24 protein-coding genes are annotated in these 22,842 nt (G+C 72.6%); 11 read left to right on the forward strand and 13 right to left on the reverse strand.

All coding sequences use genetic code 11. The features are described 5' to 3' along the window. Positions 1 to 48 precede the first annotated feature (48 nt). Positions 49 to 1,011 (forward strand): diacylglycerol/lipid kinase family protein, encoded by a 963-nt coding sequence (locus ACFP1K_RS10600; protein ID WP_380749875.1) that lies wholly within the window; start codon positions 49 to 51, stop codon positions 1,009 to 1,011. 283 nt (positions 1,012 to 1,294) lie between these two features. Further along, complete coding sequence (locus ACFP1K_RS10605) at positions 1,295 to 1,549, forward strand: WhiB family transcriptional regulator (protein ID WP_380749878.1); 255 nt, start codon at positions 1,295 to 1,297, stop codon at positions 1,547 to 1,549. Positions 1,550 to 1,616: 67 nt separating this feature from the next. On the opposite strand, the gene ACFP1K_RS10610 is transcribed toward ACFP1K_RS10605, so the two are convergent. Then, positions 1,617 to 3,074 (reverse strand): histidine kinase N-terminal domain-containing protein, encoded by a 1,458-nt coding sequence (locus ACFP1K_RS10610; RefSeq protein WP_380749881.1) that lies wholly within the window; start codon positions 3,072 to 3,074, stop codon positions 1,617 to 1,619. 68 nt (positions 3,075 to 3,142) lie between these two features. On the opposite strand from ACFP1K_RS10610, the gene ACFP1K_RS10615 reads away from it, so the two are divergent. From ACFP1K_RS10615 to ACFP1K_RS10635, 5 genes are all read left to right on the forward strand, one after another. Continuing rightward, entirely contained in the window at positions 3,143 to 4,300 is a 1,158-nt protein-coding gene (locus tag ACFP1K_RS10615; protein WP_380749886.1) for an 8-amino-7-oxononanoate synthase, read from the forward strand. After that, the gene (locus tag ACFP1K_RS10620) at positions 4,297 to 5,046 is read left to right on the forward strand and encodes a GntR family transcriptional regulator (protein ID WP_380749890.1); all 750 of its coding nucleotides are present in this window, start codon (positions 4,297 to 4,299) and stop codon (positions 5,044 to 5,046) included. The genes ACFP1K_RS10615 and ACFP1K_RS10620 overlap by 4 nt, the downstream gene beginning before the upstream one ends. A 64-nt stretch (positions 5,047 to 5,110) precedes the next feature. Next, a complete protein-coding gene (bioD, locus tag ACFP1K_RS10625; protein ID WP_380749893.1) occupies positions 5,111 to 5,827 on the forward strand; it encodes a dethiobiotin synthase in 717 nt (238 codons plus the stop codon). 28 nt (positions 5,828 to 5,855) lie between these two features. Then, entirely contained in the window at positions 5,856 to 6,854 is a 999-nt protein-coding gene (gene bioB, locus ACFP1K_RS10630; RefSeq protein WP_380749896.1) for a biotin synthase BioB, read from the forward strand. A 120-nt stretch (positions 6,855 to 6,974) separates the two neighbouring features. Then, a complete protein-coding gene (locus tag ACFP1K_RS10635; protein ID WP_380749899.1) occupies positions 6,975 to 8,621 on the forward strand; it encodes an acetolactate synthase in 1,647 nt (548 codons plus the stop codon). Positions 8,622 to 8,682: 61 nt separating this feature from the next. On the opposite strand, the gene ACFP1K_RS10640 is transcribed toward ACFP1K_RS10635, so the two are convergent. Then, on the reverse strand, positions 8,683 to 10,389 hold the full coding sequence (locus ACFP1K_RS10640; RefSeq protein ID WP_380749902.1) for a serine/threonine-protein kinase: 1,707 nt from the start codon (positions 10,387 to 10,389) through the stop codon (positions 8,683 to 8,685). A 130-nt stretch (positions 10,390 to 10,519) separates the two neighbouring features. After that, positions 10,520 to 10,702 carry a biotin synthase auxiliary protein BsaP gene (gene bsaP / locus ACFP1K_RS10645; protein WP_380749905.1) on the reverse strand — a complete coding sequence of 61 codons (183 nt, stop codon included), beginning with the start codon at positions 10,700 to 10,702 and terminating at the stop codon, positions 10,520 to 10,522. 104 nt (positions 10,703 to 10,806) lie between these two features. Between bsaP and ACFP1K_RS10650 the strand changes: the two genes are divergently transcribed. After that, positions 10,807 to 11,187: a thioesterase family protein gene (locus ACFP1K_RS10650; protein ID WP_380749908.1), complete on the forward strand. Its 381-nt coding sequence runs from the start codon at positions 10,807 to 10,809 to the stop codon at positions 11,185 to 11,187. Positions 11,188 to 11,221: 34 nt separating this feature from the next. Here ACFP1K_RS10650 and ACFP1K_RS10655 read toward each other — a convergent pair whose 3' ends face one another. From ACFP1K_RS10655 to ACFP1K_RS10690, 8 genes are all read right to left on the reverse strand, one after another. Next, positions 11,222 to 11,434 (reverse strand): biotin/lipoyl-binding carrier protein, encoded by a 213-nt coding sequence (locus ACFP1K_RS10655; RefSeq protein WP_380749911.1) that lies wholly within the window; start codon positions 11,432 to 11,434, stop codon positions 11,222 to 11,224. 95 nt (positions 11,435 to 11,529) lie between these two features. Beyond that, on the reverse strand, positions 11,530 to 12,870 hold the full coding sequence (locus tag ACFP1K_RS10660) for an acetyl-CoA carboxylase biotin carboxylase subunit (RefSeq protein ID WP_380749914.1): 1,341 nt from the start codon (positions 12,868 to 12,870) through the stop codon (positions 11,530 to 11,532). Positions 12,871 to 13,147: 277 nt separating this feature from the next. Further along, positions 13,148 to 14,416, reverse strand: a complete 1,269-nt coding sequence (locus ACFP1K_RS10665; RefSeq protein ID WP_380749918.1) for an HD-GYP domain-containing protein — start codon at positions 14,414 to 14,416, stop codon at positions 13,148 to 13,150. Beyond that, positions 14,413 to 15,768 (reverse strand): HD-GYP domain-containing protein, encoded by a 1,356-nt coding sequence (locus ACFP1K_RS10670; protein ID WP_380749921.1) that lies wholly within the window; start codon positions 15,766 to 15,768, stop codon positions 14,413 to 14,415. The genes ACFP1K_RS10665 and ACFP1K_RS10670 overlap by 4 nt, the downstream gene beginning before the upstream one ends. 59 nt (positions 15,769 to 15,827) lie before the next feature. Next, on the reverse strand, positions 15,828 to 15,980 hold the full coding sequence (locus ACFP1K_RS10675; protein WP_380749924.1) for a hypothetical protein: 153 nt from the start codon (positions 15,978 to 15,980) through the stop codon (positions 15,828 to 15,830). 105 nt (positions 15,981 to 16,085) lie between these two features. Next, positions 16,086 to 17,021 carry an NAD-dependent epimerase/dehydratase family protein gene (locus ACFP1K_RS10680; RefSeq protein ID WP_380749927.1) on the reverse strand — a complete coding sequence of 312 codons (936 nt, stop codon included), beginning with the start codon at positions 17,019 to 17,021 and terminating at the stop codon, positions 16,086 to 16,088. A gap of 85 nt (positions 17,022 to 17,106) precedes the next feature. Further along, complete coding sequence (gene rsrA / locus ACFP1K_RS10685) at positions 17,107 to 17,379, reverse strand: mycothiol system anti-sigma-R factor (RefSeq protein WP_380749930.1); 273 nt, start codon at positions 17,377 to 17,379, stop codon at positions 17,107 to 17,109. Positions 17,380 to 17,458: 79 nt separating this feature from the next. After that, the gene (locus ACFP1K_RS10690) at positions 17,459 to 18,064 is read right to left on the reverse strand and encodes a sigma-70 family RNA polymerase sigma factor (protein WP_380749933.1); all 606 of its coding nucleotides are present in this window, start codon (positions 18,062 to 18,064) and stop codon (positions 17,459 to 17,461) included. Between the two features lie 229 nt (positions 18,065 to 18,293). Between ACFP1K_RS10690 and ACFP1K_RS10695 the strand changes: the two genes are divergently transcribed. Continuing rightward, positions 18,294 to 19,034: a class I SAM-dependent methyltransferase gene (locus ACFP1K_RS10695; RefSeq protein ID WP_380749936.1), complete on the forward strand. Its 741-nt coding sequence runs from the start codon at positions 18,294 to 18,296 to the stop codon at positions 19,032 to 19,034. Positions 19,035 to 19,068: 34 nt separating this feature from the next. Here ACFP1K_RS10695 and ACFP1K_RS10700 read toward each other — a convergent pair whose 3' ends face one another. Then, a complete protein-coding gene (locus ACFP1K_RS10700) occupies positions 19,069 to 19,401 on the reverse strand; it encodes a TraR/DksA family transcriptional regulator (protein ID WP_380749939.1) in 333 nt (110 codons plus the stop codon). 178 nt (positions 19,402 to 19,579) lie between these two features. Further along, entirely contained in the window at positions 19,580 to 20,362 is a 783-nt protein-coding gene (locus tag ACFP1K_RS10705; protein ID WP_380749942.1) for an SOS response-associated peptidase, read from the reverse strand. 106 nt (positions 20,363 to 20,468) lie between these two features. On the opposite strand from ACFP1K_RS10705, the gene aroA reads away from it, so the two are divergent. Together aroA and rsgA are read left to right on the forward strand one after the other, a co-directional pair. Further along, entirely contained in the window at positions 20,469 to 21,746 is a 1,278-nt protein-coding gene (aroA, locus tag ACFP1K_RS10710; protein WP_380749945.1) for a 3-phosphoshikimate 1-carboxyvinyltransferase, read from the forward strand. Beyond that, complete coding sequence (gene rsgA, locus ACFP1K_RS10715; RefSeq protein ID WP_380749948.1) at positions 21,716 to 22,798, forward strand: ribosome small subunit-dependent GTPase A; 1,083 nt, start codon at positions 21,716 to 21,718, stop codon at positions 22,796 to 22,798. Before aroA ends, rsgA begins: the two co-directional genes overlap by 31 nt. Positions 22,799 to 22,842 lie beyond the last annotated feature (44 nt).

Here is a 22,842-nt window from a genome sequence, read left to right on the forward strand (position 1 = left end):
TACTCGACCGGTACACCGGGCGGATGACCGGTGGCTACGCTGGTCGGCATGCGGGCACTTCTCCTGACCAACCCCAAGGCGACGTCGACGCACCGGCGCACCCGCCAGGTGCTGATCCGCGCCCTCGGCGCGGCCGTCGACCTGTCGGTGGAGGAGACCGCGTACCGCGGGCACGCCACGTTGCTCGCGGGTACCGCCCGGGAGAAGGGCTTCGACACGGTCGCCGTGCTCGGCGGGGACGGCACCGTCAACGAGGCGGTGAACGGCATGCTGAACGGCACGGGCGAGCCCCCGGCGCTGATCGTGATCCCGGGCGGCTCGGCGAACGTCATGGCGCGGGCCCTCGGGCTGCCGAACGACCCGGTGCAGGCGACCGGCGTGGTGCTGGACGCGCTGCGGGAGGACCGGCGCCGCACCATCGGCCTCGGCCGGGCGATCTGGGACGACGCCACCATCGGCGGGACCACGGGCCGCGCCACCACCAGCCGGTACTTCACCTTCTCCGCGGGGATGGGCTACGACGCGGAGGTGGTCCGGGCGGTCGAAGGACTGCGGGCCGCCGGGTTCAAGGCCTCCCCCACCGCGTACATCGGCACCGCGTTGCGGCACTACCTGATGACCGACCGCCGCCACCCGGCGCTGCGCCTGGAACGTCCGAAACGGCAGACGGTGGACGGCATCCACATGGCGATCATCTCCAACGCCGCACCCTGGACCTACGCCGGCGGCCGGCCGATCAACCCCACGCCGTGGGCCGGTTTCGACACCGGCCTGGACATGCTCGGCCTGCGCCGCCTCGGCCCGGTGGCGATGGCCCACATCGTGCGCCAGATCATCGGCGAGCGCGCCGGGCTGGCCAGAGGCCGTCATCTGGTGCAGCTCCACGACGAGGAGGAGTTCACGCTCGTCGCGCGCCGCCCCACGGCGTTTCAGCTCGACGGCGACTACCTCGGGGAGCGGGAACGGGTCACCTTTGTTTCCGTCCCAGCCGCGTTACAAGTTTTGGTCTAACCGCTCACTTCCCGTCATAGTGTGACGCATCCGACATCTATCTCCGGCAAAACCTTCCCCCAAACCTCTTGCGTGACCTGGGCATGCCTGAAAAGCTCAACGTGACGTCGGAACGTAGGACGTTTGGGGAGGCAATCTGTCCCCAAAGGTCTGCGGCGATCACAGCGATGTTCCTGGACCCCATCCCAAGGTCCAGGAAAAATTTCGCCTTTGCTAGTGAAAGTGTTCACAAACATCCGTCACCGCACGGAGCCGCAGGCTCCACCTACGAAGGAGTGAACGCATGGACTGGCGCCACCGCGCTGCCTGCCGTGACGTGGACCCCGAGTTGTTCTTCCCGATCGGCAACACCGGCCCCGCGCTCATGCAGATCGAAGAGGCCAAGCAGGTCTGCCGCTCGTGCCCGGTCGTCGAGTCGTGCCTGAAGTGGGCCATCGAGTCCGGACAGGACGCCGGCGTGTGGGGCGGCCTCAGCGAGGACGAGCGCCGCGCGCTCAAGCGCCGCACCGCGCGTACCCGCGCCCGCCTGGCCGTCTGAGCCGAAGGACCCGACGAGCACCGCGGAACCCCGAGGTCCGCGAGTACGACGAGCACCACAACCCGCGCTAGGCCGGCAGCACAGGGATCGTGAGCGACACCTCCGTCCCCCCGCCCTGGCGCGGCCGCACGGCGAGCCGGCCGGACAACTCGCCGACCACCAGCGTGCGCACGATCTGCAGGCCGAGGCTGGTCGAGGAGTCCAGGTCGAAGCCCTCCGGCAACCCCTGGCCGTCGTCGGCCACGATGACGTCCAGCCGTTCCTCGGTGCGCGAGACCACCACGGTGAGCGTCCCGCTGCCGTAGGAGAACCCGTGCTGCACGGCGTTCTGCAGAAGCTCGGTGAGCACCATCGCCGTGGGCGTGGCCACCATCGCGGGCAGCATGCCGAAACTGCCCACCCGGCGCGGCATCACGTTGGCCGCCGACACGTCCCCGGTCATCGCGATCACGCGGTCGGCGATGTCGTCGAAGTCGACGATCTCCTCAGGGGTGTGGGACAGCGTCTCGTGCACGATCGCGATCGACCCCACCCGCCGCACGGCCTCCTCCAGCGCCTCCCTGGCCTCGGGCACCCGCAGCCGCCGCGCCTGCAGCCGCAGCAGCGCCGCCACGGTCTGCAGGTTGTTCTTCACCCGGTGATGAATCTCCCGGATGGTGGCGTCCTTGGTCAGCAGCTCGCGCTCGCGGCGGCGCAGCTCGGTGACGTCCCTGATGAGGATGAGCGCGCCGATGCGCCCGCCGCCGACGATGAGCGGGATGGCGCGCAGCTGCACGACGTTGGCCCCCGCCTCGACCTCGGTCTCGCGCGGCGTGCGGCCGCTGGCCACCAGGATGAGGTCCTCGTTGATGGGCTCGTCGGAGTAGCACAGCGCCGCGGTGGTGCGCCCGAGGTCGGTGCCCACAAGGTCGGCGTGCAGCCCGAGGCGGCGGTAGGCCGACAGCGCGTTCGGCGAGGCGTACGTCACCCGGCCGGCCCGGTCCAGCCGCAGCAGCCCGTCGCCCACCCGGGGCGAGCGGACCAGGATCGGCCCCTCGTCGGGGAACGGGAAGCGGCCCTCGGACACCATCTGCGCGAGGTCGGAGGCGCTCTGCAGGTAGGTCAGCTCCAGCCGTGAGGGGGTGCGCGCCGAGGAGAGGTTGGTGGAGCGCTGGATGATCGCCACGAAGTGGTCGTCGCGCCGCACCGGAATGGTCTCCTCGCGGACGGGCACGCCGCTGGACCAGTCGGGGTCGCCCTCGCGGCAGATGCGCCGCTCCTGCCACGCGGTGTCGATCAGCGGGCGCTCCCAGGCCGCCACGATGGTGCCGACCACGTCGTCGTGGTACACCGTGGGCCCGGTCGTGGGCCGCATCTGGGCCACCGCGACCCACGCCGTCTCGTCCCTGAGCGGGATCCACAGGATCAGGTCGGCGAACGACAGATCCGCCAGCAGCTGCCAGTCCGACACCAGGGACTGCATCCATTCCAGGTCGGCCGGGTCAAGAGTGGTGTGGCGCCCGACGAGGTCGCTGAGAGTCGGCACCTGTGCATCATGCGTGCTGGGACGGCGGAAAGCGAATCGAGCGGGCGGCCTCTGGGAAGATTCGTGCAATGGAGCACAACGATCCCCTGACCCGTCTGCGCGAGGCCGCCGAGGCACGCCGCGCGGCCGGGCTGCGCCGCGCGGCGCGTCCCCGCACCCCCGACCACGACGGCCTGATCGACCTGGCGTCCAACGACTACCTCGGGCTGTCCAGGGACGAGCGCCTGATCGCCGCCGCCGTCCGGGCCACGGAGCGCTGGGGCACGGGGTCGACCGGCTCCCGGCTGGTCACCGGCACCACGGGGGTGCACGCGGAGCTGGAGGAGCGTCTCGCCGCCTTCGCGGGCGCCCCGCGCGCGCTGGTGTTCTCCTCGGGGTACATGGCCAACCTCGCCGCGGTGGCGACGCTCGGCGCCGGCGGCCTGGTGGTCAGCGACGCCGGCAACCACGCGTCCATCATCGACGCCTGCCGCCTGTCCCGGGGCCGGGTGGTGGTGACCCCCCGCAAGGACGCCGAGGCCGTGGCCAAGGTGCTGGCCGACCGTGCCGAGGAGCACGCCCTGGTGGTGACCGACGCCGTCTTCTCCGTGGACGGCGACCTCGCGCCAATCGCCGCGATGCACGCCGCGGCCCGCGCGCACGGGGCGCTGCTGGTGGTCGACGAGGCCCACTCCCTCGGCGTGGTGGGCGACGGCGGGCGGGGGGCGGTGCACGAGGCCGGCCTGGCGGACGCCCCGGACGTGGTGCGCACCGTCACGCTGTCCAAGTCGCTCGGCTCGCAGGGCGGCGCGGTGCTCGGCGCGCCCGAGGTCGTGGAGACGCTCATCGACACCGGCCGCCCCTTCATCTTCGACACCGCGCTCGCCCCGGCGGCCGCCGCGGCGGCGCTCGCGGCCATTGATATCGTTGGCGGCCATCCCGACCTGCCAAGGAAGGCCCGTGACAACGCGTCGGCGCTGGCCCGCATGGCCGAGTCCCGTGGATTCCCCGCCACGGACCCGGCGGCGGCCGTCGTGCCGGTGGTGCTCGGCCCGCCGGACGTCGCGCTGCGCGCGGCGGCCGTGATGGCCGAACTGGGCGTGCGCGCCGGATGCTTCCGCCCGCCGTCCGTCCCGTCCGGCCGGTCTTGCCTGAGGTTGACCGCAAGGGCCAACCTGAGTTCGGATGATCTAGCGGTGATCGGACGCGCGCTCACCGCCGTGGCCGAGATGAAGGTGAACGTGTGACGGAAGACTCTCCCCGGATCCCCAAGTACTACGACGTCAAACGGAACCTGCTCGAGCTCACCAAGTCCCTGCCCGCCGGAGCGGCCCTGCCGCCCGAGCGCGCCCTCGCCGTGCGCTTCGAGACCTCCAGGACCACCGTCCGGCAGGCGCTCACCGAGCTGGTCGTCGAGGGGCGCCTGCTGCGCATCCAGGGCAAAGGCACGTTCGTGGCCCAGCCCAAGGTCGCGCAGGTGCTCCAGCTCACCTCCTACACCGGGGATTTGCGGACCGTCGGCCTGGAGCCCGACACCAAGATCCTGGACATCAGCTACATCTCCGCCGACGAGACCCTCGCCCGGCGGCTCGGCATCAACCCGGGCGGGCGCGTGCTGCGCATCCACCGGCTGCGGCTGGCCAACGGCGAGCCGATGTCGATCGACACCACCCACCTGTCGGCCCGGCGCTTCTCCCGCCTGCGGCGCGAGCTGGAGGTGCACGCGTCGCTGTACGAGACCCTGCACAACGCCTACAACGTGAGCCTCACCGACGCCGAAGAGATCATAGAGACCGTGCTGGCCACGCCGTACGACGCGCAGATCCTCGGTGTGGACGTCGGCCTGCCGATGCTGATGCTCACCCGGCACGCCTTCGACGCCGACGGCAACCCCGTGGAGTGGGCCCAGTCCCTGTACCGCGGCGACCGCTACAAGTTCGTCACCCGCCTGCGGCGCCCGCCGCAGGAGGAGGCCGGCGAGGCGCGGTCCTGACGCTGCCCGGCGGCGTGCGCGGCAGGCGCGTACGCGGCCGGGAGCGGCCCGTAGGGTGGTGCCGGTGAGCGTTCTGGTGGTCACCGGTACCGACACCGGGGTCGGCAAGACGGTCGTGACGGCGGCGCTGGCCGCGCTGGCGCGGGAGCGCGGCGCGCCGGTCGCGGTGGTCAAGCCCGCCCAGACCGGCGCGGCGCCCGGCGAGCCCGGCGACCTGGACGAGGTGGTGCGGCTGGCCGGGGTGACCACGACGTTCGAGTTCGCCCGGTTCCCCGATCCCCTGTCGCCGGCCGCCGCCGCCCGCGCGTCCGGCCTGCCCCCGGTGTCCCTCACCGACGCCGCCGCCCGGATCGGCGAGCTGGCGGAGACACACCGGCTGGTGCTGGTGGAGGGCGCGGGCGGGCTGCTGGTGCGCTTCGACGAGGACGGCGCCACCCTGGCCGACCTGGCGCGGCTGCTGCGCGCCCCGGTCCTGGTGGTCGTCCGGGCGGGCCTCGGCACGCTCAACCACACCGCGCTCACCCTGGAGGCCCTCGCGGGCCGCGGGCTGGACCTGGCGGGCGTGGTGATCGGCTCGTGGCCGGACCGTCCGGGCCTCGCCGAGCGGCACAACGTGCCGGATCTGGAGATGCTGGCCGCGCGGCCGCTCGCCGGGGTCCTGCCCGAGGGGGCGGGTGCCCTGGAGCGCGATGATTTCGCCCGGGTGGCCCGGTGCGGACTTGGATCACCCCTCGGAGGCGGGTTCGACCCTTCCGGCTTCCGGGCAGCCCTTAGTCTGTGACGGAGCCGACGAGGGAGCAGCGGTACTGATGAGTATGGACATCCTGGAGATCGCCCGGGTTCAGGTGCTCGACGAAGGGCGGGGCCTCACCGCCGCCCAGGCCCTTCAGTGCCTGGAACTGCCGGACGAGCGTCTGCCCGACCTTCTGGCGCTCGCCCACGAGGTGCGCATGAAGTGGTGCGGCCCCGAGGTCGAGGTGGAGGGCATCATCTCCCTGAAGACCGGCGGGTGCCCGGAGGACTGCCACTTCTGCTCGCAGTCCGGGAAGTTCGAGTCCCCGGTGCGGTCGGTCTGGCTGGACATCCCCTCGCTGGTGGAGGCCGCCGTCCAGACCGCCAAGACCGGGGCCAGCGAGTTCTGCATCGTCGCGGCCGTGCGCGGGCCCGACCAGCGGCTCATGGACCAGGTGCGCGAGGGCGTGAAGGCCATCAGGGAGGCCGTCGACATCAACGTGGCCTGCTCGCTCGGCATGCTCACCCAGGAGCAGGTGGACGAGCTCGCCGAGATGGGCGTGCACCGCTACAACCACAACCTGGAGACCGCGCGCTCCCACTTCGGCGCGGTCGTCACCACCCACACCTGGGAGGAGCGGCTGGGCACCTGCCAGATGGTCCGCGCGGCCGGCATGGAGCTGTGCTGCGGCGGCATCATCGGCATGGGCGAGACCCGCGAGCAGCGGGCCGAGTTCGCCGGGCAGCTCGGCGAGCTGGCCCCCGACGAGGTGCCGCTGAACTTCCTCAACCCCAGGCCCGGCACGCCGTTCGCGTCCTACCCCCTGGTGGAGGGCCCCGAGGCACTGAAGACCATCGCGACGTTCCGCCTCGCGCTGCCGCGCACCATCCTGCGGTACGCGGGCGGGCGCGAGCTCACCCTCGGCGACCTCGGCACCCGGGAGGGCATGCTCGGCGGCATCAACGCCGTCATCGTCGGCAACTACCTGACCACCCTCGGCCGCACGCCGGAGCAGGACCTCGAACTCCTCGCCGACCTGAAGATGCCCATCAAGGCGCTGTCACCCACCCTGTGACCCTTGTTGCCGCTGTGCGCGGATGAGTCCGGTGAGCCGTTAGGCCAGGCCGGGGCGGCCCGCCACGCCCGGGGAGCCGCCCGCAGGATTGACCCGTCGGTAAATAGGTAAGTTCAGCGCATGGAGTCTGCAAAGCACGCCGGCGACGTCGCGGTCGCCGTTTCACAAGCCTATGGTGCCGACGTCATGTTCACCCTCTCGGGCGGCCACGTCTTCCCGTTGTACGACGGGGCCGTCCACGAGGGCATGCGCATCCTCGACGTCCGTCACGAACAGAGCGCGGTGTTCGCCGCCGAGGCCACGGCGCGGCTCACCCGCCGTCCGGGCCTCGCCGTGCTCACCGCCGGGCCCGGCATCACCAACGGCGTCAGCGGGGTGACCACCGCCCACTTCAACGGGTCGCCGGTCGTCGTGCTCGGCGGCCGGGCCCCCCGCTCACGCTGGGGCTCGGGAGCCCTGCAGGAGATGGACCACCCGCCGCTGTTCGAGAGCATCACCAAGCTCGCGTTCACGTCCAGCGGCGCCGACTCGATCGGCCAGGACGTCGAGTCGGCGTTCCGCACCGCCATCTCCCCGCATCGCGGCCCGGTGTTCCTCGACTTCTACATGGACGACATCTTCGCGCCGTCCCCCGCCCACGAGACCGAGACGCTGACCCCGTCGCCGCTGGAGCCGGACGGCGACTCGCTGGCCGCCATCGCACGGCTGATCGGCGAGGCCGAGCGGCCGGTGCTGGTGCTCGGCTCCGACGTCTGGATGGACCGCGCCGAGGACGCCGCGCGCGACTTCGCCGAGAACTACCGCCTGCCGGTCATCCCCAACGGCCAGGGCCGCGGCATCCTGCCCGCCGGGCACGAGCTGCTGGTCACCCGGGCCAGGGGCGCCGCCTTCGCGAACGCCGACCTGGTCATCGTGGCGGGCACGCCGCTGGACTTCCGGCTCGGCTACGGCTTCTTCGGCGGCAGGGACGGCACCCCGCTCGCCAAGGTCGTCCACCTGGCCGACGCCCCCTCGCAGCTCGCCACGCACATCGGCACCGCGGCCTCGGCCGCCGGGGACCTCTCCCTGCTGTTCTGGGGCCTCGGCACGGCCTGCGCGGAGGCCGGGGTGTCCCCCAAGGGGTACGCGCCGTGGCTGGCCACGCTGGCCGAGACGGCCGCCGCCGCCCTCGCCGGCGACGCCGAGCTGCTCGCGTCGGACGCCGACCCGATCCACCCGATGCGGGTGTACGGGGAGCTGAACCGCCTGCTCGCCGAGGACGCCGTGGTGATCGGCGACGGCGGCGACTTCGTGTCGTACGCGGGCAAGTACATCGAGCCGCGCCGCCCCGGCTGCTGGCTGGACCCCGGGCCGTACGGCTGCCTCGGCACCGGCCTCGGCTACGCCATCGCCGCCCGCATCGCCCGGCCCGACTCCCAGGTCGTGCTGCTGCTCGGCGACGGCGCCGCGGGGTTCTCGCTGATGGACGTGGACACCCTGGTGCGGCACAAGCTGCCGGTCGTCATGGTGTGCGGCAACAACGGCATGTGGGGCCTGGAGAAGCACCCCATGCAGATGCTGTACGGCTACGACGTGGCCGCCGAGCTGCAGCCGCAGACCAGGTACGACCAGGTGGTGACCGCCCTCGGCGGCGCCGGGGAACTGGTCACCTCGCCGGCCGACATCGGCCCGGCGCTGCGCCGCGCCTTCGACTCCGGCGTCCCCTACCTCGTCAACATCGCCACCGACCCGGAGATCGCCTACCCGCGCACCACCACCGGCGTCTGACCGGCGGGCCCGCCCCCACCGGTCCCGCCGAGGCCGGGAACCGGTGGCGGCCCCGCGCGGCTCAGTCGCCGGTCGGGGTCGCGGTGGGGGTGGACGGCTCGCTCTGTCCCGGGCAGGGGATGCCCTGCTCGACCACGATGGTGACGTAGCGGTCGACCGCCCACGAGGTGCCGGGGGCGGGGTTCTGGTCGAGCACGCGGGTGCAGCCCTCGTCGGTCGGCTCGCCGCTGATGTCGACCTTGACCTTGAACCCGGCGGCGCGCAGCCGCGTGGAGGCCTGCACCTGGGTGAGGTTGATGACGGCGGGCACGACCTTCTTGGCCGCGGGAGACTTGGACGGGGTGGGCGACGGCGTGGGGCTCTTGATGGTCGGCGACGGCGACGGCGACTTGCCGGTCGGGCTGGGCGACGCCTCCGGGCCGGTGGGCTCCGCCGCGCGGGTCGGCACGCGGGGGGTCGGCGAGACCCGGGGCCGGCGCGGGGGACGCGTGACCGGCACCTCGGTCTCGGTGGGCTCGACGGTCGGCGTCGGGGTGGTCCCGGCGGCGGACGCCCCGGTGTTGGCCAGCTGGTTGAACACCACCGCGCCCGCGCCGCCGAGCAGCGCCCCGACCGCGATGATGCCGATCACCAGTCCCATCCGGCCGCGCCGCGGCGCCGCGGCCCTGCGCCCGCGTGAGCCACGCGGCCCCGGGGGCCCCGGCGGCGGCCCCGGAGGCTCCTTCCCGGAAGCGACCGGCGTGCCCTGGGTGGTGGGAGCGGACAGGATGTACGGCGGCGGCGTGGCCGTGGTGGGCTGTCCCGGCTCGCCCTCGCGCCAGGACAGATGCGTCCCGGTCTCCGGGGAGGCCAGGTGGGGGTGCTGCCCGGTGACCTGCGGGCCGGCGGACACCATGCCGGTCAGGCCGGTGGCCGCGACCGCGTCGCTCATGCCGGTGTCGGCCCGCAGGGTGAGGCGTGCGGCGGCGCTCATCTCGGCGGCGCTGCGCCAGCGCCGCGCCGGGTCCTTGGCCAGCGCCCGCTCCACCAGGTGGCGCACCGGGGGCGGCACGTCGGGGGGCAGCGGCGGCGGGTCCTCGCGGATGTGCTTCAGCGCGATGGTGACCGGGGTGTCGCCGTCGAACGGCCGGCGGCCTGCCAGGCACTCGTAGGCCACCACGCCGAGGGCGTAGATGTCGACGGCCGGGGTGACGGGCTGCCCCTCGGCCTGCTCCGGGGCGCAGTAGGCCGCGGTGCCGAGCACCATGCCGGCGTCGGTGAGCCGGTGGCCGATCTCCGCGCGGGCGATGCCGAAGTCGGTGAGCACGAGCGTGCCGTCCGGACGGACCAGGAGGTTGCCGGGCTTCACGTCGCGGTGCACGATTCCCCCGTCGTGCACCGCCTGGATCGCCGAGGCGGCCTGCGCGATCAGCTCGATGGCGGGCTCCGGCGCGATGCGGCCCAGGCGGGCCAGCAGGCGGTCCAGCGGCTCGCCGTCCACGAAACGCATCACGAGATAGGCGGTGGGCCCGGCCCCCGGCACGTCGCTCACGCCGTAGTCGTAGACGTCCACCACGCCCGGGTGGTTGATCGTCGCCATCGCGCGCGCCTCCCCCTGGAAGCGCGCGGCGAAGCCCGGGTCGTCCGACCGGCCAGGTAAGAGCACTTTGACGGCGACGGTGCGCGCCAGGACGATGTCCTCACCGCGCCACACCTCGCCCATGCCGCCGGCGCCTATACGGACGTCCAACCGGTAGCGTCCCGCCAGCGTGGTCCCTTGGGCCACCATGTCTCCCCCGCTTACCCCAATCCAATCAACCCGATGCCACCCCAGAGTTCTCCAACAAAGCGGATTAGTGTCGCGACCAGGTCACGCCACTATCACAAAACCCTGTGGTCACTGGGTTCACATGAGCCGATCAGCTCGCCGTCATGCCGTGTTCGGCACAGCGGGCCGACCAGCCCCGGGGGGTCACCTGCACGACGAGCCGGCGACGGCACGCCGGGCAGTAGCGAGGTGGCTCCATGAGCCGCGCCGTACGGCACGCGGAGTGATCGCCGTCGTCGGGACGGCGTCCGCAGTGGTCGCAGAAGGGGCTCACGCCAGAAGCGTATTGCATGGCTCCCCGCCAGGGCCGACAACCGCCGAAGCCGGGGCGAGCCGGACGAGCGGTCGATCATCAGGCGATCCAATAAGGTGACGGGCATGACGATCGCCGCCGGGCTGCGCGCCGAGCTTCTGATCATGGTCGAGCGGGGGGACACCGCGATGAGACTCGGTAGCGGGGACGTCCCCGTGCTCGGCACGCCCCGGTTGCTGGCCGTCGCCGAGGCCGCGACCGTCCAGGCCGTCCAGAGCCACCTGCCGCAGGGCCAGACCTCGGTCGGGACCAAGGTGACGCTGGAACACCGCGCGGCCAGCCCCGTCGGCACCCACGTGAACGTGGTGGCCGAGCTGGTGGAGGTCGACGGCAGGCGCCTGGTCTTCGAGGTCACCGCCTCCGACCGCAGGCGCACGGTGGCCACGGCCGTCATCGAACGCGTGGTCGTGGACCGCGAGCGCTTCCTGGCAGGCCTGGCCGGCTGAGCGCCCGCGGCACCCGGCCGCGGCGGCCGGGCGGTCACTCGATGACGGCGATGAGGTCGCCCTCCTGGATCACCTGGCCCTCGGACACCTTGAGCGCGGTCACCACGCCGGGATCCTCGGCGATCACAGGGATCTCCATCTTCATGGACTCCAAGATGACCAAGGTGTCGCCCTCTTCAACGGTCTCGCCCTCGGTGACCACGACCTTCCAGACGTTGGCCACCAGCTCGGCGCGTACCTCCGCCATGGCTACTCCCCTCCAAAACGAGTGATCAAGAATTGCCGGCCGGAAACCGTACCGGACCGGGTCCGGCGCGCCCCGCGCGTGCCGGAACGACAGGGTCAAGCGCGCATCCTGCCCACCAGCCCGGTGTCGTAGTCACCGGTGACGAACTCGGGGTGGTCGAGCAGCTCGGCGCAGAACGGCAGGTTGTTCTTCGGCCCCTCCACGCGGAAGGAGGCCACAACCGCGCGGGCCCTGCGGAGGGCCTGCGCGCGGTCGGCGCCGTGCACGCACAGCTTCGCCATCAGGGGGTCGTAGAACGCCGTGACGGTGTTCCCCACGACGTAGCCGGAGTCGACGCGCACACCGGGGCCCGCGGGCTCCTCCCACACGTCGATCTTCCCGGGTCCGGGCAGGAAGCGCTTGGGATCCTCGGCGTACACCCGTAGCTCGATGGCGTGCCCCCGGGGCTCGGTGGCACCCGCGGCGAAGGTGACGGGCTCGCCCGCCGCGACGCGCAGCTGCTGCTCCACCAGGTCGACGCCGGTCACCAGCTCGGTCACAGGGTGCTCCACCTGGAGGCGGGTGTTCATCTCCAGGAAGACGAAATCACCTTGCTCGACGTCCACCAGGCATTCCACGGTACCCGCTCCGCGGTACCCGACCGCCTCGCCCGCCCGCACGGCGGCGTCCAGCATGCGGGCGCGCAGCGCGGCGGACACGCCGGGTGAGGGCGACTCCTCGACGATCTTCTGGTGGCGGCGCTGCACCGAGCAGTCGCGCTCGCCGAGGGCGACCACCGTGCCGTCGGCGAGCCCGAGGATCTGCACCTCGACGTGCCGGGCGCGGGCGACATAGCGCTCCAGCAGGACGGCCGGGGACCCGCCGAAGCGCTCGGCGGCCCTGGTGGCCGCCTGGAACGCCTTGCGCAGGCCGTCCTCGTCGTGCGCGACGCCCATGCCGATGCCGCCGCCGCCCGCCGCGGCCTTCACCATGACGGGGTAGCCGATCTCGGCGGCGGCGGCCAGCGCCTGCTCCTGGCCGGCGACCGGCTCCCTGGTGCCCGCGGCCACCGGTACCCCGGCCCGCTCCATCAGGTTCCGTGCGTTGATCTTGTCGCCCATGCGCTCGATGGCGTCGGGGGACGGGCCGATCCACACCAGGCCCGCCTCGGTGACGGCACGGGCGAACGCGGCGTTCTCCGCCAGGAAACCGTACCCCGGGTGGATGGCCTCGGCGCCGGTGGCGCGGCAGGCCTCCAGCACCCGGGCGATGTCGAGATAGCTCTGTGCGGGCGCGGCGGGCCCGAGCGCGAAGGCGGCGTCGGCCTCGGCGACGAACGGCAACTCGGCGTCGGCCTCGGAATGGACCGCGACGGCCCGCAGCCCCATCGCCCGCACCGTACGGATCACCCGTCGTGCGATCTCCCCGCGATTGGCCACCAGAACGCTTCCGAACACCGGCAGGCTCCCTTCGACGGCTCACCACCCTACGGCCGCGACAGCACCCGCAACCCCCGGGGAAACCACCGAACCCCCGTGTCGCGACTGTAGGAAGTCCACAATGCCAGCCACCGGCCCACGAATATCCCCTGTATCGCCGCCGCGACTCAAGCGCCACCAAAGTCGCAGGTCAAGCGGCACATCCCGCGCGTCATCGCGTTACTCCGCACTTGGACACCCTGGACAGCCGGATTACGGAGATCCGAAACGGCCGGGCGGGCCCCGGTGCGGCGGATCAGCGGGAGGGGCGGTCGACGACCTTGGCCATGGCCTCGACGACCGCGGGGTCGAACTCGCGGCGGGGGTCCAGGCGCAGGCGGTCCAGGGTGGCGGCGGCGCGGTCGCGGTCGGCGGAGCCGCCCATGAGGTCGTCGTAGGCGTTGGCGGCCTTGATGATGCGGCTGGCCAGCGGCGGCGGGTCGCCCGGGGTGGCGGGGTCGCACTGGCGGCGCACGATCTCGGCGACCCGGCCGAGCACGCCGGTCTTGCGGATGATCTCGGCGCCCAGCTCCGCGATGCTGCGGGCCTGGGCGGCGTCGGTCAGCACCGTCGCGCCGCCGGGGATCGGGTCGCGCAGCGAGAGCTGGCCGATGTCGTGCATCAGCGCCGCGTACTCTAGCTCCAGCAGCTCGGGCTCGGCCATGCCGAGCTCGCGCCCGACGGACAGGGCCAGGCGGCTGACCCGCAGCGAGTGGCCCGGCTCGACGTACCCGCCGACCTCGGTGACCCGGGCCAGCGCCCGGACGGTCTGGAGGTAGGTGGCGCGGATGCCCGCGTACTTGCGGAAGGCGATCTGCGTGACCAGCAGCGGCGCGGCGAACACCACCAGCGCGGCCAGGCTCATGCTGTGCGAGGCCAGCGCCAGCAGGATGCCGGAGGCCGCGACGGCGGCGCCGAGCGGCGCGGCCATGTTGATCTCGTCGCGCACCGCCACCCGGAACGCGGTGCGGACCTGCTCGGCGCGCAGCAGGGCGGCGATGGCCACGTCGATCGCCAGGATCACGGTGATCAGCAGGGCCATCACGCCGAGCACGACCCACCACGAGTCGTGGCGCGGGCCGGTGGTGACGAACAGGTCGTCCGCCAGCGGGCGGTAGGCGAAGGCGAGCAGGGCCCCGCACAGCAGGCGCCGCGCGATGGCGTCGAGGTACGGCGGCCTGCCGACCGCCAGGTGGGGCAGCGCCCCCACCGCCATGCCCGCCGCCATGACCGCGACCACCTGGAGCGCCGAGTGCTGGGCGGGACGGCCGCCCACGTCGAGCAGCAGGGTGTAGCCGAGCGCGGCGGCGGCGCCGATGGGGGCGACCTCGCGGTTGCCCGGCATGGTCAGCCGGGCCAGCTCGCCCGCGGCCACCAGCGCGCCGAACGCCACGGCGTTCTCGTAGTCGAGCAGCCCGGTCGTCGCGGTGTGCGCGACCCCGGCCACGGTGACCAGGCCGGCCGCGCAGATCAGCAGGAGCCGTCCCGAGTCGATGCCATGGAACGGCCGTTCGGCCGTCGTCACCGCTCCGACACCACTTCGATCGGCGCCGTCGGGTCGTCGTGGTCCTTGGCCACGGTCTCCACCACCTCGCCGGCCTGCGGCAGGGCGATGCGGCCCGGCGGGTCCCAGCCCTTGCGGTCGACGGCCCGGATGAACGCGGTCACCATCTCGGGGTCGAACTGCGTGCCCGCGGCCTTGCGCAGCTCGGTCAGCGCCTCCTCGATCGACTTGGCCTTGCGGTAGGAGCGGTCGGAGGTCATCGAGTCGAACGCGTCGGCCACCGCGATCACCCGGGCGAACTCGGGGATCTCGGCCCCGGCGAGGCCCATGGGGTAACCGCCGCCGTCCTGGCGCTCGTGGTGGTGCATGATGCCGGCGAACGCCTCGTCCAGGAAGTCGATGCCCCGGACGATCTCCAGGCCCCGCATCGGATGGAGCTGGATCGCGGCGTACTCTTCCTCGGTCAGGCGGCCCTCCTTCTGCAGAACCTTGGTCGGGACACCGAGCTTGCCCACGTCGTGCAGCATGCCGGCGTAGCCGATGGCCCGGGTGCGCTCGGAGCCCATGCCGATCTCCTGCGCGATCATCGTGGCGGCGCTGGACACCCGGGTGCAATGGCCGCGGGTGTAGAAATCTTTGGTCTCGACCGCCTGGCACAGGGCCGCGATCGTGGCGTCGTAGGACTTCTGCTGCGCGCGGTACTGCCCGAAGGTCCACCGGGCGATGAACAGCGGCAGCAGCACCAGCACCGCGGAGATGGACTGCACGGTGGCCCACAGGCCCACGATCAGCAGGCCGAACGTGGCGTAGCCGAGGTAGGAGCCGAGGAGCTGCACCAGGCCGCGCAGCTGGAGGTCGGCGGGGCGCAGGCTCCCGGCGAGGTAGAGCATGCCCCCGAACAGCAGGACGTTCAGCAGGACGAAGATCGCCGCGGCCCCCATGAAGGGGCCGATCAGGTCGGGGAACCCGTCGATGGTCGGGACGTGCTGCGGGCCGCCGAGGATGGTGTACACCTGGCCCGCCGAGTGCCCGCAGATGGCGAACTGCGCGCCGTTGAACAGGCGTTTGTACAGGGGTAACCCCGGCCGCACGCTGAGCACGGCGGTGGCGCCGACCAGGGCCGCGCCGACGTCGCCGACCAGCACCACCGCGGCGAGCGCCGCGGAGAAGCTGACCGAGATGGCCGCCTGCTCGACGTTGAGCAGGGTCGGGACCGACTCGCACACCAGGAACAGCAGGGCCAGGACCAATAAGGTCGGCCACTCGTGCCCGCCGTACCGGTCGGGTGTGACCAGGCCGCGCCCGATCATCACCACGGCGGCTCCGACGAGCCCCACTAGGTACACCCTCGCCGGCCAAGGGAGATCACGCATCGCCGCCACCTCCGGCCGTCACGGGCACGTGCTCAGGTCCACCGTCACGGGCTCCGCGCTCAGATCCAGGAGATCCCCGTGGGCACTCCGCCCGTGCCGGTGACGACGGCCGCCGCGCCCAGGACGACCGTGAGAACGATCACGCCCCATGCACGCCCGGCACCGCCGGCCGCCATGGCCGTCAACATGCGTGTGGCCAGTGCCTTCACCATGTTCCGCCTCCCCATCGAGTCCGGATTCAGGCTACAGAAACCGGCGTGGGCCGTAGGGGAAGTCGAAGAATCGCATCCAAAGCGTAATCAAACCACTACCCCCAGCTAACAAGATCTGGCCCATTCGACTGTGGCCTTCAGGCCGGTGACCAGATCGGTGCGCGGGCGCCAGCCGAGGACGTCCAGCGCCGGGGCGGGGTCGACGGCCATGGCGGGCAGGTCGCCGAGGCGCGGCGGCTCGAAGCGCGGCTCGTCGGGGGTGCCGGCGGCGGCGGCCACCAGGGAGTGCAGTTCGCGGTCGGTGGTGCGCACGCCGGTGCCGAGGTTGAGCCTGCGGCCGTCCCCCGCGGACCCGCAGGCGCGGGCGAAGCCGTCCACGACGTCGTCCACGTAGACGTAGTCGCGGGTCTGGGAGCCGTCGCCGAACACGACGGTGGGGGTGCCGCGCAGCAGGGCGTCGGTGAAGATCGAGACGACCCCGGCCTCGCCGTCCGGCGACTGGCGGGGGCCGTACACGTTGGACAGCACCAGCGCGGTGTACTCCAGGCCGTGCAGCGCGCGGTACATGCCGAGGTAGGTCTCGCCGGTGAGCTTGGAGGCGGCGTACGGCGAGCGCGGGTCGGCCGCCGCGCCGTCCGGCACCGGGATGCGCTCGGGCCTGCCGTACACCGCCACCGACGAGGCGAAGACGACCTTCCTGCTGCCGGCGGCCCGCGCGGCCTCCAGGACGTTCACCGTGCCCTCGACGTTGATCCGCGCGTCGCGCACGGGGTCGGCGACGCTGGCCCGCACGCTGATCTGGGCGGCCAGGTGGCAGACGACCTCGGGCCGCAGGCCCGCGACGAGGCCGGGCAGGGCGGGGTCGCGCACGTCGAGCCGGTGCAGCGTGAACAGCGGGCCGCGGGCGGTGGCGCCGGCGAGGTTGGCGGGGTCGCCGGAGGACAGGTCGTCCACGGCGGCGACCTCGTGGCCGTCCGCCAGCAGGCGGTCGACGAGAGTGGATCCGATGAAGCCGGCGCCGCCGGTGACTAGTACCCGCATCCCGGCATCCTAGGAGATCGGCCGCCTGACCGGCGGCCACGCACCCCGCGGCGGCCCGGCCGCCGCGGCCGGCGCGTCACCAGGCCTAGTCGGCCTCGGCCAGCTCGGAGCGGACCGCCGCGATGCGCTTGAGCACCTTGGCCCGCAGGTCCTCCGGGACGGTGTCGCAGCCGCAGTGTTTGGCCACCAGCTGTTTGACGACCGTCTCCAGGCCGTATTCCTCCAGGCAGGGCCCGCATTCGTCAAGGTGCTGACGGATGTCCGAGCGCCTGGTCTCGTCCAGCTCACCGTCCAGGAAGGTGTACACCCGGTCGAGCACCTCCCGGCAGTCGGTGTCGTGCGGCCCACCACAACTCATGCCCAACACCTCACCAGGGCGCCCGTGCCGCCGTACATCCTGCTCTCGCCGCCGATCGAGTGCGTGCCGCCGAGCGCCGTCACGACGCGTCCTCCGATCGCACGAGCCCGCGTTCGAGCGCGTAGTCCTCAAGCTGGGTCCGCAACTGACGTCGTCCGCGGTGCAGACGGGACATCACGGTCCCGATGGGGGTGCCCATGATGTCGGCGATCTCCTTGTAGGGGAAGCCTTCGACATCGGCGAGGTAGACCGCGATGCGGAACTCCTCGGGCAGGGCCGCGAGCGCGTCCTTGATGTCGCTGTCGGGCAGGTGCTCGAGAGCCTCGATCTCGGCGGACTTCAGGCCGGCCGAGGTGTGGGACTCGGCACGGGCGAGCTGCCAGTCCTCGATCTCCTCGGTGCCGGACTGCTTGGGCTCGCGCTGCTTCTTGCGGTAGCTGTTGATGAAGGTGTTGGTGAGGATGCGGTAGAGCCAGGCCTTGAGGTTCGTCCCCTGCTGGAACTGGTGGAACGAACCGAACGCCTTGGCGAAGGTGTCCTGAAGCAGATCCTCCGCGTCGGCTGGATTCCTGGTCATCCGGAGTGCCGCGGAGTAGAGCTGGTCGAGATACGGCATAGCGTCGCGCTCGAACCGCTCGCTGCGCTGCTCCAGAGTCTCCTCGGCTGTCCTTGAGACCGGACCCACCCCCTTATGCGCACCGTACACAGCCGAGAATACCGGCTGGCGCGCCACGACCCGATCGCCGACCTCGGCCATCAGCATGGGACGGAACCTCCTCGCGTGTTTACGCCCGTGTGCAACACGCGAGGCATAGCATCTGTTCCCGGTAACTAGAAGGTGACGAACGACCCGGTACGGGGAAAAAGATACGTACCGGCTGGTCCCCGGAGCCCCGACCGTCCAGGAGCCACGTGTGCTGCCCATCCCGGCCAACGAACTGAACGGCTCAGGCGCACTCGGGCCGTACTGGACCTTCTACCACGCCGTCGTGGCCGAACAGCTCCGCCGATGGCTACCCGAGCGCCCCTGCCTGCTGCTCGACCTGTCCGGGGGGCGCGGGCACTGGCCCGTCCAGGCGGCCAAGGCCGGGCACCACGTGCTCGAGGTGGTCGACTTCCGGCGCCCGCTCGACCCCCGGCTCGGCGACGTGTCCGACCGGATCCGCCGGGTGCGGGCCGACGATCTCGGCTTCCTGCCGGACGCCAGCGTGGACGCCGTGGTGGCCGAGGAGCGGGTGCTGTCGCTGGAGCTGATGGCCGAGTCGACGGTGCAGGACGTGGTGCGGGTGCTCAAGCCGGGCGGCCGGGTGCTGGCCTCGGTCGACTCGCTGGTGCTCGGCATGGCGATCATGGCCGAGCAGAACTACTGGGCGCACCTGTGCCAGACCAGCGAGGTCATGCTGGTGCCCTGGCCGGACGGCAGCATCACCCGCTGCTTCACCAGCACCCAGCTGCGCGAGCTGCTCGCCGAGGCGGGCCTCGAGGTGGAGTGGGTGCGCCCGCGCACGGTGCTGTCGCCGTCCACGGTCGACCACGTGCTCGCCGCCGACGCCAAGGCCCTCGCCTGGCTGGTCCGCACCGAGCTGGAGGCGCACCCGGACGACGACGACACCGTCGGCATCCACCTGGTCGCGAGCGCCCGCCGTCCGGACTAGGGCGCGGACCCGAGGCAGGCGCGGGCCGGGGGCGTCAGCGGCGGCGTTCCCGCACGGACTGGCACTGCACGCAGCGGGACGCCTCGGGCCGGGCGGCCAGGCGGCCCTCGGGGACCGGCTTGCCGCAGTCGACGCACCGGCCGTAGTCGCCGGAGTCGAGCCGTTTGAGCGCGTCCAGCACGGCCGTGCGCTGGCGGGCCGCCACGTCCAGCATGGCCCGCGCCCGGTCGGCGTCGGTGAGGTCGGCACCGGCGTCGGCCAGGGACCGGTCACCGGGGGCGTCGGGGTCGCCCCGTAGCACCGTGATCGACCGGTCGAGTTCGGCCAGCATGCTCTCCAGTTGAGTACGAGCGGTCGCGTCGTCCACGAATCCGCACCTCCGGGAAGATCTTGTGACACGCCGTGCGCGGGATCCCCCGGAACTCCCGCCCGGCACAGTGAGGGGTACCTTCAGGCGGTGACCGTATGCTCATGAGCCATCGCTCTTCTACACCGGATGCCCATTCGGCCGGTTACTTACACCGATGTGAATCAGCCTTTTCTCCCTAGCCTCCGTTGATCCGGAACAGCGACTCCTCCTCGCTCTCCGGCTCCAGCAGGTGCGGGCCGTTGTTGCGCACGTTGTTGACGTCGGTGGACACCGGGTACGCCGACAGCCCGCGCGGCGCCGAGGAGTCCAGCAGCGAGCGCACCTGGTCGACGTCGGTGAGGCCGGGGTCGAGCCACTCGCCCCACTTGTCCGGGGTGATGATCATGGGCATGCGGTCGTGGATGCGCCCCAGCTGGTCCTCTGCCGTGGTGGTGATGACCGTGCAGGTGACCAGCCACTTGTCCGGGTCGTCCTCGGCGCGCCCGGGGTCCTTCCAGAACTCGTACAGCCCGGCCATCGCCATCACGGCGCCGTCGGCCGGGTGGATGAAGTAGGGCTGCTTGGTCTTCTTGTCGATCTTGTACCACTCGTAGTAGCCGTCGGCGGGCAGCAGGCAGCGCCGCTGCGCGAACGCCCGGCGGTACGACGGCTTCTCGGCCAGCGTCTCGACCCGCGCGTTGATCATGCGGGAGCCGACGGACGGGTCCTTCGCCCAGCTCGGCACGAGCCCCCACTTGAGCACCCGCAGCTGCCGGGTGGGCTCGGGCTTGGCCTTCTTGTCCTTCTTTTCCTTCTTGTCCTTGTCGTCCTCGCGGGGGCGGGTGAGCACCGCGTAGACCTTCTTGGTGGGCGCGACGTTGTAGTCCGCGGCGAGCTCCTCGGACGTGCCGTCGTACCCGATCTCGAACTCCTGCAGCAACTTCTCACGCTTGCGCGCGGAGGCGTATCTCCCACACATGCATTCAGCCTGCCACCAACTCCCCCGTCATGGTCACCGGACGGCCGGGCCCGCGGGGCCCCGCGCGCCACCCCTGCGGGACGGGCGGTCCCGGTAGGCTCGGGGCATGCCAGCTCCTCTGTGGCCGGCGCCCGTGGCGCCTGGCCCCGTCGTCGCGACCGTGCCACTTCCCGGGTCCAAGTCCATGACCAACCGGGCGCTGCTGCTCGCCGCGCTCGCCGACGGCCCGAGCACCGTCCACGGGGCCCTGCGCAGCCGCGACGCCGACCTCATGGTGGCCGCGCTGCGCGCCCTCGGCGCCGAGCTGACCTCCACCGGCCGGGGCGCGTCCGCGGCCGACTGGCACGTGGTGCCGCACGCGATCCGCGGCGGCGCCTCCATCGACGTCGGCCTGGCCGGCACGGTCATGCGGTTCGTCCCCCCGGTCGCCGCGCTGGCCGCCGAGCCGGTCGCCTTCGACGGCGACCCGCAGGCCCGGGTGCGGCCGATGGGCCCCATCCTGTCCGCGCTGCGCTCCCTCGGCGCCGACGTGCACGGCGACGCGCTGCCGTTCACCATCTCCGGGCCGTTGACCGGCGGCGAGGTCACCCTGGACGCCTCGGCGTCCTCCCAGCTGGTCTCCGGGCTCCTGCTCGCCGCCCCGCGCTTCGCCAAGGGCGTGATCGTGCGCCACGACGGCCCGCCGGTGCCGTCCATGCCCCACATCGAGATGACCACGGCCATGCTCCGCGCCGCCGGGGTGAGCGTGGACGACACCGAGCCCGACATCTGGCGGGTCGAGCCGGGCCCGATCGCCGCCCACGACGTGACCGTCGAGCCCGACCTGTCGAACGCCGCCCCGTTCCTCGGCGCCGCCGCGATCACCGGCGGCGGCGTCACCGTGCCCGGCTGGCCCGAGCACACCACCCAGCCCGGCGACGCGCTGCGCGGCCTGCTGGCCGACATGGGCGCCACGGTCACCCGCGGCCCCGAGGGGCTGACGGTGAGCGGCGGCGGCGGGCTGACCGGCATCGACGCCGACCTGCACGACGTCGGCGAGCTGACCCCCTCCGTCGCGGCGCTGGCCGCCCTGGCGGACTCCCCGAGCACGCTGCGCGGCGTCGCCCACCTGCGCGGGCACGAGACCGACCGGCTGGCCGCGCTGGCCACCGAGATCAACGGCCTCGGCGGCGACGTGACCGAGACCGAGGACGGCCTGGTCATCCGGCCGCGACCGCTGCGGGCCGGCGTCTTCCGCAGCTACGCCGACCACCGCATGGCCACGGCGGGCGCGATGATCGGCCTCGCCGTCCCCGGCGTCCAGGTCGAGGACATCGCGACCACCGCCAAGACCCTTCCCGAGTTCGCCCGCATGTGGGCGCTGATGTTGGGGGACGGCCGCTGAGACGACGGGAGTACGACGAGGAGGACGTACGCGTCCGGCCGGGCAAGGGATCCCGGCCGCGCACGCGGCGCCGTCCCGCGCACGACGACGCCGTGGCGGCGGCCGTGGTGGCGGTCGACCGCGGCCGGTACACCTGCCTGGTCGGCACCGACCTCACCGGGCGCCCGGCGGACGGCGCGGAGCCGGTCGCGGTGACGGCCATGCGGGCCCGCGAGCTCGGCCGCAAGGGCATCGTCGTGGGCGACCGCGTGGGGCTGGTCGGCGACACCACGGGGCGGCCGGACACGCTGGCGCGGATCGTCCGGGTCGAGCCGCGCACATCCATGCTGCGGCGCAGCGCCGACGACACCGACGAGGTGGAGCGTCCCATCGTCGCCAACGCCGACCAGCTGGTGATCGTGGCCGCGCTCGCCGACCCACCGCCCCGGCCGCGCATGATCGACCGGGTGCTGGTGGCGGCGTTCGACGCCGAGATCGAGCCGCTGCTGTGCCTGACCAAGGTCGACCTCGCCGCGCCGGACGACCTCATCGCCCGGTACGAGCCGCTCGGCGTGCCCTACCTCGTGGTGCGCAGGGGCGGCGACCTCGGCGAGCTCCGGGCCCGGCTGGACGGGCGGCTCAGCGTGCTGGTCGGCCACTCGGGGGTGGGCAAGTCCACCCTGGTCAACGCGCTGGTGCCGGACGCCGGGCGGGCGGTGTCGCAGGTGAACGCCGTGACCGGGCGCGGGCGGCACACCTCGAGCTCGGCGGTGGCGCTGGAGCTGCCCGGCGGCGGCTGGATCATCGACACCCCCGGCGTGCGGAGCTTCGGCCTCGGCCACGTGGTGATCGACAACGTCCTCGCCGCGTTCCCCGACCTCGCCGAGGGCGCCGTCCACTGCCCGAAGGGCTGCACGCACCGCGGCGAGGACTGCTCGCTGGACGAGTGGGTCGCCAAGGGCAACGCCGACCCCCTGCGCCTGGCGTCGCTGCGCCGCCTCCTCGGCAGCCGCGAGGGCGCCCCCGACGACACCGGCGAGGACCTCCCCGAGGAGGCCGTGGAGGGCGTCTGAGAGCGCCGGGAACACGCCGGGAAGGGGCGGCGGGCACGGACCGG

Origin of the sequence: Sphaerisporangium aureirubrum, assembly GCF_042658925.1 — a bacterium.
In the GTDB taxonomy this organism is placed as follows: domain Bacteria; phylum Actinomycetota; class Actinomycetes; order Streptosporangiales; family Streptosporangiaceae; genus Sphaerisporangium; species Sphaerisporangium aureirubrum.